Annotated in this window: 8 protein-coding genes; 6 read left to right on the top strand and 2 right to left on the bottom strand. The window is 45.4% G+C overall.

Annotated elements, in window-relative coordinates; all coding sequences use genetic code 11:
- Positions 1-290: 290 nt before the first annotated feature.
- Complete coding sequence (gene cmk / locus WBA23_RS09705; protein WP_424582081.1) at positions 291-983, top strand: (d)CMP kinase; 693 nt, start codon at positions 291-293, stop codon at positions 981-983.
- A gap of 17 nt (positions 984-1000) precedes the next feature.
- Positions 1001-1900, top strand: a complete 900-nt coding sequence (locus tag WBA23_RS09700; RefSeq protein WP_424582080.1) for a 4-hydroxy-3-methylbut-2-enyl diphosphate reductase — start codon at positions 1001-1003, stop codon at positions 1898-1900.
- On the opposite strand, the gene WBA23_RS09695 is transcribed toward WBA23_RS09700, so the two are convergent.
- The gene (locus WBA23_RS09695) at positions 1897-2694 is read right to left on the bottom strand and encodes a sugar phosphate isomerase/epimerase family protein (RefSeq protein ID WP_424582079.1); all 798 of its coding nucleotides are present in this window, start codon (positions 2692-2694) and stop codon (positions 1897-1899) included. The genes WBA23_RS09700 and WBA23_RS09695 overlap by 4 nt on opposite strands.
- A gap of 464 nt (positions 2695-3158) precedes the next feature.
- Here WBA23_RS09695 and WBA23_RS09690 point away from each other — a divergent pair, with 464 nt between their 5' ends.
- From WBA23_RS09690 to WBA23_RS09675, 4 genes are all read left to right on the top strand, one after another.
- A complete protein-coding gene (locus tag WBA23_RS09690) occupies positions 3159-3653 on the top strand; it encodes a hypothetical protein (RefSeq protein WP_424582078.1) in 495 nt (164 codons plus the stop codon).
- Between the two features lie 43 nt (positions 3654-3696).
- A complete protein-coding gene (locus WBA23_RS09685) occupies positions 3697-4914 on the top strand; it encodes an NAD(P)/FAD-dependent oxidoreductase (RefSeq protein WP_424582077.1) in 1218 nt (405 codons plus the stop codon).
- A 367-nt stretch (positions 4915-5281) separates the two neighbouring features.
- Positions 5282-5617: a methyltransferase family protein gene (locus WBA23_RS09680; protein ID WP_424582076.1), complete on the top strand. Its 336-nt coding sequence runs from the start codon at positions 5282-5284 to the stop codon at positions 5615-5617.
- A 156-nt stretch (positions 5618-5773) separates the two neighbouring features.
- Entirely contained in the window at positions 5774-6922 is a 1149-nt protein-coding gene (locus WBA23_RS09675) for a helix-turn-helix transcriptional regulator (RefSeq protein ID WP_424582075.1), read from the top strand.
- A gap of 110 nt (positions 6923-7032) precedes the next feature.
- Here the strand turns inward: WBA23_RS09675 and WBA23_RS09670 are convergent.
- Positions 7033-8032, bottom strand: a 1000-nt coding sequence (locus WBA23_RS09670) for an NHL repeat-containing protein (protein ID WP_424582074.1), incomplete at its 5' end; no start/stop codon positions are given.

The raw sequence follows: 8032 nt of genomic DNA, 5'->3' as shown, positions 1-8032 counted from the left end.
TACACAAATTTTAGCAAATTGTTTCTGGGACTATTTTTGCAAGGTTTCTGTTTTAAGCATTCTCAACAGATTGGGGTATTATTCCAACTGATCTGATGCTGACTCAACAAATTGTTTAGTATTTTTGAATCAAACAGAATGGAAATGAAAAAAAGGTTTAACCAAAACGTGGTAATAATCACGATGGCACTCTTAGTACTGTTTTCATCCTGCCAAAGCGGGAAGCCGCGCAAACAACCTAAACGAGGACCAATTCCTTGTCCAGTAAAAGATTGCTAAAAAGCGCTATTATGCCGAAAGATATTATTGTGGCAATAGACGGATACTCCGGTTGCGGCAAAAGCTCCACAGCCAAAGCGGTAGCTCAAGCCCTAAATTACACGTATATTGATTCAGGAGCAATGTACCGCGCCGTAACTCTCTATCTTCTTCAACATAAAATTGACCCTGCTCATTTAAATGAAGTGCTCAATGCGCTGCCTCAGATTGATATTCGCTTTGTTACCAAACCCAGTAGCACTCCTCCAATTTATGAAACTTACCTCAATGGCGAAATTGTAGAGCAGACGATACGGGACATGAGTGTATCGGAACGAGTGAGTGAAGTAAGTGCTATTCCTCAGGTGCGGCACGCAATGGTGAACCTGCAACGGAACATGGGCGCGGAAAAGCGTGTTGTAATGGATGGAAGGGATATTGGCACGAATGTGTTTCCGCAGGCAGCACTGAAGGTCTTTATGACTGCCAACCTGATGGAGCGGGCTCATCGTAGGAAAGAAGAATTAGAGGCGAAAGGAAGTACTGCCACATTAGAAGAAATTGCGGAGAATTTAGCTGAACGCGACCGAATTGACACCAGCCGAACCGAAAATCCGCTGGTGAAAGCAGTAGATGCCATTGAAATTGACACTACCCATTTGGCTTTTGATGAACAGGTAGCGAAGGTGATAATGCTGGCACGGGAAGCCATAACCACCAATTAGATCAAACTGTAAAACGCATGAAAGTAACTATAGATCAAAATTCAGGATATTGCTTTGGGGTAGAATTTGCCATTCAGATGGCGGAAGACGAAATGGAAGAGTCAGATAATTTGTACTGCCTGGGTGACATTGTTCATAACGATATGGAGGTGCAGCGCCTTCACAAAAAGGGTTTACGAATTATTTCTCGTGAAGACTTAGAGAATCTTCGTGACTGCAAAGTGCTTATCCGAGCTCACGGCGAACCACCAGCAACTTACCAAACTGCTCTAACGAACAATATCGAATTAATTGATGCCTCCTGTCCAGTAGTATTAAAGCTACAAAATCGAGTTAAAAACGCTTTTGATCAGATGGAGAAGGCGGATGGGCAGATTGTTATTTACGGAAAACCTGGCCATGCAGAAGTGATTGGCATCACCGGACAAACAATGGGCAAAGCAATTATTGTGATGCACGATGAGGATTTGAATAAGATCGATTATACTAAGCCAGTCACCTTGTTCAGTCAAACCACCAAAAGCACTCAAGGCTTCTACCGCATTAAGGCAATGATTGAGGAACGTCTGAAAGAAACCAACGGTGAACTGGAAACTGCAACTTTTAATGCCAACGACAGTATCTGCCGCCAAGTCTCTAACCGTGAGCCGCAACTACAACGATTTGCTCAAGAGCAAGATGTAATCATTTTTGTAAGCAGTAAAAAAAGCTCTAATGGCAAAGCTTTATTTGAAGTTTGCCGAGCAGCCAATCAACATAGCTATTTTATAGCTAACGAAGAAGAAATACAACCCGAATGGTTTGAAGGAATGACTACCGTGGGCATATGCGGAGCTACTTCTACCCCAATGTGGCTCATGGAACAAGTGGCTAACGGCATTCGCACATTGGATAGTAAATTAGTAGAGACAACTTAACGGGTACGGATTTCATTCAAATTGTCCATCGAATTGCGCACTTCTTTTAGAAAAGATGTTACTTTCTGGTAAGGCTCGCCCGGCCCTAAGGTTTCTAAGGGTAGATATCCCCGGTAGCCTGATTCCAGAATGATGGGTAGTAGTTCATCAATATTCATCTTTTGTTCCTGCTGCCGTACGTAGACGTTCTCTTTAATTTGCCAGTTGACAGCGTACTGAGCCGTTTCTGCAATCTCAGCGTAAGGGTTAGACGTTCTGTAACTACCTACATCCAGCATTAATCCCAACCATTCCGAATTAACACTCTTCATAATCTGATGAACTTGCGAAGCCGTTTTCACAAACTCATTATGGTTTTGCAGTGCCACAATAATTCCTTTTTGCTTTCCGTAGTCTACGCACGCACGAATACTTGATAACATCCACTGCGTGGTTTCCTCCTCCGAAGTACCATCTCTAGCCTCTGGTCCGGCAAAGATGCGGACAATAGGGGCTCCCAGCTTTACCGCAGCATCAATCCAGTTACGAACTAGCTGCACATCATCGGCTCGCTTTTGCCTATCGGGCTGGGTGAAATTATTACGAACTCCGGTTCCACTGAACACCAAGCCCCGACGGTGGGCCTTACGCTTAACCTCGTACAGAAATGAATCATTCGGCACTGCCGGGTAGGTAGGGAAATAGTAGGCGGTTAAATCCAAGGCGGGGAGGTAATGATCAGCGGTAAAATCCAGCAGATCGTCTAGCGACATTTTCCCTTCGCGCAGCAGCTTATTAAAAGAGTAGGCGTTCAAGCTTAACCTGAATGGCAATTTATTCTCGAGGGTTGATTCAGCACGAGCAACCTCGGTTCCAGACAGTGAAAGGAAAGGAGTGGCGAGTAGAGATTTTACCCAACGGCGACGAGACGATAGTATTTGATTGATAGCAGTTTAGGTTAATGGTTAGATTATAAATTTCATCGGTTAGTGACCGACTAAGCTGTAATGCTCAACTAAGAACTTGCCTCACCATCAAGATAATGGTTAAGTGATCGCTAGCTGGATTCCACTCAGTGATCGGTTGATAGGAAAACAAGCACTAATGTAATATAACTCACTGTCAAATAGATTCCGAATTTGTCGGACATAACTTCTACTACTGAGGAAGCTAGCGAATTATAAAACTTTGTTGAAAACGAATCTGTCCACATGTTAGGGATTAGTCCGGTCAAGTTCAGTATTTTGGCAGCTTAATAGTTAATGAACTTGGTTGTACTATGAAATTCTGGTTACTCATCCTTTTTCTTACGTTTTTTCAAGTAGCGGTAGCCCAACCCCCGTTAAAGGCAACCATAATTCTAGACTCACTGATTCAGCAGTTTATTGATCAATACTCGGTTACGCTTACTCCTGATGACTTAGCCGGAAGCTATACCCTTACCAAAGACTTCTGGCAGGAATCAATTCACTTAAAAGATGACGGACGGTTTAACATTACTAGCTCCCGCGGATTTTCCAATGTATCAATGAGCCGAGGGACGTGGCAGGTAACTGAGGACGAAGTTTTGTTAAATAGTAGAACCGGGCAAGAGGTCGTCTATCCGGTAAAATACGGCGGAAAGAACTGCTTGCTTGCTACCAGCTCTATTGAAAAATGGAAAACGATTGCAAAAAATCTACCCCCAACCAGCGGGAAGCTGGTATATAATCCTTTTATGGGTCAGATAGATTTGTATACATCGGAAACAGAGTACCGGGATCAAAAAAAATAGCTCAATTGTTGAGATTAATTGAAACAAGTAAGCACAGGATAGAATGAAGATTGCAGTTATTGGAGGAGGAGCGGCTGGGTTTTTTTCTGCTATTACAGCTAAAGAGAATTATCCGGATGCTGAGGTGGTCATTCTCGAGAAGTCGCAGAAGCTCTTATCGAAGGTGAAAATATCGGGCGGGGGCCGATGCAACGTGACTAATAGTTGCTCTTCGGTTGGTCAGCTTTGCCAAGCGTATCCACGGGGCGGGAAAAAGCTAAAGAAAGCCTTCCACCTATTTAATACCGGCCATACTATTGCATGGTTTGAGTCCCGAGGCGTCCCATTATTCGCTCAAGATGATGGGCGAGTTTTTCCCGTATCGCAGCGTTCGCAGACTGTCATTGACTGCTTGTTACATGAAACCCACCGACTAAACATAGCGATTGAGCTAGGCGTAGGCATAAAAAGTATCGTTCCTATCAACAACCAGTTGGAATTGAGTTTCATTAACGAAGAACTGCCTACTAGAATCTTCGATAAAGTTATTGTTGCCACCGGAGGCTCACCTAAAAGGCAGGGTCTAGCGTGGCTGGAGGCCTTAGGTCACAAAATTGAAGATCCTACACCTTCGCTCTTCACCTTTAACATGCCCACTGAAGAGATTACCCAGTTAACAGGATTGGTGGTAGAAAATACGCTAGTCAGCATTCAGGGAACCAAGCTTAAATCTGACGGACCGTTACTGATTACCCACTGGGGCATGAGCGGCCCGGCGGTGCTAAAGTTATCGGCTTTTGGTGCCCGAATGCTGAACGAAATAAAATATGACTTCAACGTCCAGATAAGCTGGGTAAACGAAACGAATAATGAGACAGTCACCAATCAGTTGAAAGCAATTGCGGCCGAACATCCTAAAAAAATGATTAGTAACGTTAGGCCCTACGCCTTACCCGAACGACTGTGGCTATTTCTTTTAAAGAAACGAGCGATACCCGAAAACCGAAAGTGGAGCGAACTCGGCACGAAACTGCTGAACAAATTAGTGAACGTACTCACCAACGATGTTTACGCGGTGCAGGGGAAAACCACCTTTAAAGAAGAGTTTGTAACCTGCGGCGGCGTTAGTTTAACCAGCGTCGATCTCAACACCATGCAGAGTAACGTATGCCAGAATCTCTACTTCGCCGGAGAAGTGCTGGACATTGACGCCATCACCGGAGGCTACAACTTCCAAGCTGCCTGGACGACCGGGTTTTTGGCGGGGAAGTTACATTCGTAAGCTCTACTGCTTACCTAACACCTCCGGACAGTTAAGAACGCTAGAGTATAAGTTATACTACACCTATTTTAAAATCACTTACTATTGACCAAATTGGGTGAGAACATATGAGGAATAATGGATATATTGCCATTAGCAGTTAGTTAGGCAACATGATAAATGTAATCATCTTTACCAGTTGAGCAACTAAAGTCAATCCTCGCTCTGCCATTTGTGGCAATAGTGGTTATTCCCGCTCTAATTAATTATCTAATATCGGATTTAGAATTCTTTCCAATATATAATTGGAATCAAAATGTTATATACGTTTTAGGAATTTTCTTTTTATTGCTGGGATTCTTCTTGTTTATTCAGTCGATTATCTTGTTTGTCAAAATTGGAAAAGGGACTTTGGCACCTAACAAAAAAGTTAGTAGTGATAGGACTGTATAGGCATATGTGTAACCCCATGATTTATGGTGTATATATTATCCTGCTTGCAGAATCATTGCTATTCAAGTCATCTGCTATACTGATTTGGTCTTTTCCTTTCCTTATTTTGAATCACTTATATTTCATTTTATTGGAGGAACCTGGCTTATTAATAAGATTTGGAGAAGAATATCAGGAATATATGGAAAACGTGCCAAGATGGATGCCAAGAATAAAAGGATGGAAGCCGGAAGCGATCAAAACATACTTGCCTAGCAAAAAAAAGCATTGAAGACGAGTATGAATATACGGACGATGAATTAGTCGAACTGATTGAAACTGGCTCAAACATGGTCTTTTCATAATTAGCTAATTTCCTTCTTTTATTTTACTTTGTCATGGTTATAATGGTCGCCAGAGCGAATCCTAAACACTCTCTTATTTCACGATGTTCACTACGCAGCAATTAAAGCAAGTCCAGCAAGTGCAACGCAATATGCTGTCGGTAGGCAGCACGAACGGTACCGACGACTGGCTAACCGCTTCGCTTCCCCTGCTCACTAGCCTTAGCGGCACCGAGGCGGTATACCTGATTGAGCCCGAGCGAATGCAACCGGTATCCCCCGGCGAGCACAACGAAAAGGATGCGCTTTCGGTGAAGAGCCCTACCATGAATCGTCAATTTGGCGACGGTCTTCGCGATAACTTTGTGGGGCACGACCACGAAGGCTACTTACTATTTAAGGATAGCTACATTACCCAGCAGCATCGGATCATCCGCTATTTTGGTGAGAATGCGGTGCACGATGCAGTCGTATACGATCTTCGGCAGTGGCATGATTGTAGACTGTATAGCGAGGCTTATCAGCCGGTTAATATTGAGCGGCAGATGGCCCTCTCGGTTCCTCTCAGGCAGGGGGGAAGTTTGTTGGGGTTCGGCTACCAGCAGTCCAATGTTCCGGCGCTAGGAGCCGAGTGTCATCAGCTACTTGATCTTTTGCTGCCCGCCTTCGAGGCCAACGTTCACTTCCGGCAGTGCTCGCTTGATAGGTACGCCGTTTGGACCACGCACATTGATGAGACGGAGGAAGCACTGGCCGTCTTTAGCGTGGATGGCAAAGAATACTACCGCAACACTTCTCTGCGGGAGCTGCTGTCTACCGAACCACTCGCTGATGCTTTAGTGGAAGCCCTTCGTCTTTTTGGGGCGCAGCTACAGACCCTTGCCACTCCCCAGCCTGGTGAGATGGTGGCTACTTCCCACAACGTCTTATTAGGAGGCCATTCCTACCGTCTACGGGGCTACCTTGATCGTTTTTCGCAGCCTATACCTACGTTGATAGTCGCCGTAGAGCGGGTTTCGGCACTTCCTACCCCGGCTTGGTTGCGGTCTGCTTTCAACTTAACCCATAGAGAGGTAACCGTGACTCACTTGCTCGTCCGGGGCCTCACCGATCGGGAAGTCGCCCAAGAACTCTTCATCAGTCTGCATACGGCCCGCCGCCACAGTGAGAACATCCTTAGAAAGCTAGGAATCTCTTCTCGAGCCGGGATTGCCCACCACTGTCGGCAAGTGAAGGGAAAAAACAAAAGGTGAAATGCTAACCTGAATCATTCATACGCTGTTGAATTATTCAGGCTAAAAAGCTTCCAGAAACTAAATCCCGAAAGCTTATTTTGTTACTTTTCATTCGCTAAGATCACTGTTTAATCCTGGGTGATTTTTTTGATTTTATCATTACCTGTATCCGCTACATACACATTTCCGTCCGCATCTATAGCCACTCCTTTTGGACGATCAAACTGGGCAATTGTTCCACTACCATCAGTATCCCCTTTAGTACCACTTCCGGCTAGGGTACTCACTACGCCGACCGGGGTAATCTTTCTGATTTTATTATTGAGTTCATCCGCTACATACACATTTCCATCAACATCTACGGCTACCCCGGCTGGACCATTAAACCGTGCGGCTGTTCCACTGCCATCAGCATCCCCGAAATCGCCGCTTCCCGCCAAAGTACTCACTTCCCCAGTCGGGGTGATCTTTCTGACCTTGCGATTTTCTCGATCAGCCACGTACACATTTCCATCTGCGTCTACAGCCACACCTTCTGGACCATCAAACTGCGCGGCTGTTCCATTGCCATCAGCGTCTCCGAAAGTACCACTTCCGGCCAGAGTACTCACTTCCCCGTCCGGGGTGATCTTTCTGATTTTGTGATTGTTATAATCAGCCACGTACACATTTCCATCAGCACCTACGGCAACACTCACTGGAAAATGAAACTGCGCAGTTGTCCCGCTACCATCAGTAGCCCCGGTAGTGCTACTTCCGGCCAGGGTAGTTACTACGCCCGCCGGGGTGATCTTTTTGATTTTATCATTGCCTGAATCCGCTACATACACATTTCCATCAACATCTACGGCTACCCCGGCTGGACGATTAAACTGGGCGGCTATTCCGCTGCCCTCAGCATCCCCTTGAGTGCCACTTCCCGCCAGGGTAGTTACTACGCCGACCGGGGTAATCTTTCTGATTTTATGATTATCTCGATCAGCCACATACACATTTCCGCTGGCATCTACAGTTATATCTCGTGGAAAATTAAACTGAGCGGCTGTTCCGCTGCCCTCAGCATCCCCTTCAGTGCCACTTCCGGCCAGGGTGCTCACTGCCTCGGTCGGGGCGGGGGCGGTCTCATAA

It is taken from the genome of Tunicatimonas sp. (genome assembly GCF_049647865.1).
Classification (GTDB): Bacteria; Bacteroidota; Bacteroidia; order Cytophagales; family Cyclobacteriaceae; genus Tunicatimonas.
This window is presented reverse-complemented; position numbering and strand designations above follow the sequence as displayed.

Coding starts and splice junctions, on each gene's coding strand:
- WBA23_RS09700 (WP_424582080.1), top strand. CDS start 1,001: ATGAAAGTAACTATAGATCAAAATTCAGGATATTGCTTTGGGGTAGAA.
- WBA23_RS09675 (WP_424582075.1), top strand. CDS start 5,774: ATGTTCACTACGCAGCAATTAAAGCAAGTCCAGCAAGTGCAACGCAAT.
- cmk (WP_424582081.1), top strand. CDS start 291: ATGCCGAAAGATATTATTGTGGCAATAGACGGATACTCCGGTTGCGGC.
- WBA23_RS09685 (WP_424582077.1), top strand. CDS start 3,697: ATGAAGATTGCAGTTATTGGAGGAGGAGCGGCTGGGTTTTTTTCTGCT.
- WBA23_RS09690 (WP_424582078.1), top strand. CDS start 3,159: ATGAAATTCTGGTTACTCATCCTTTTTCTTACGTTTTTTCAAGTAGCG.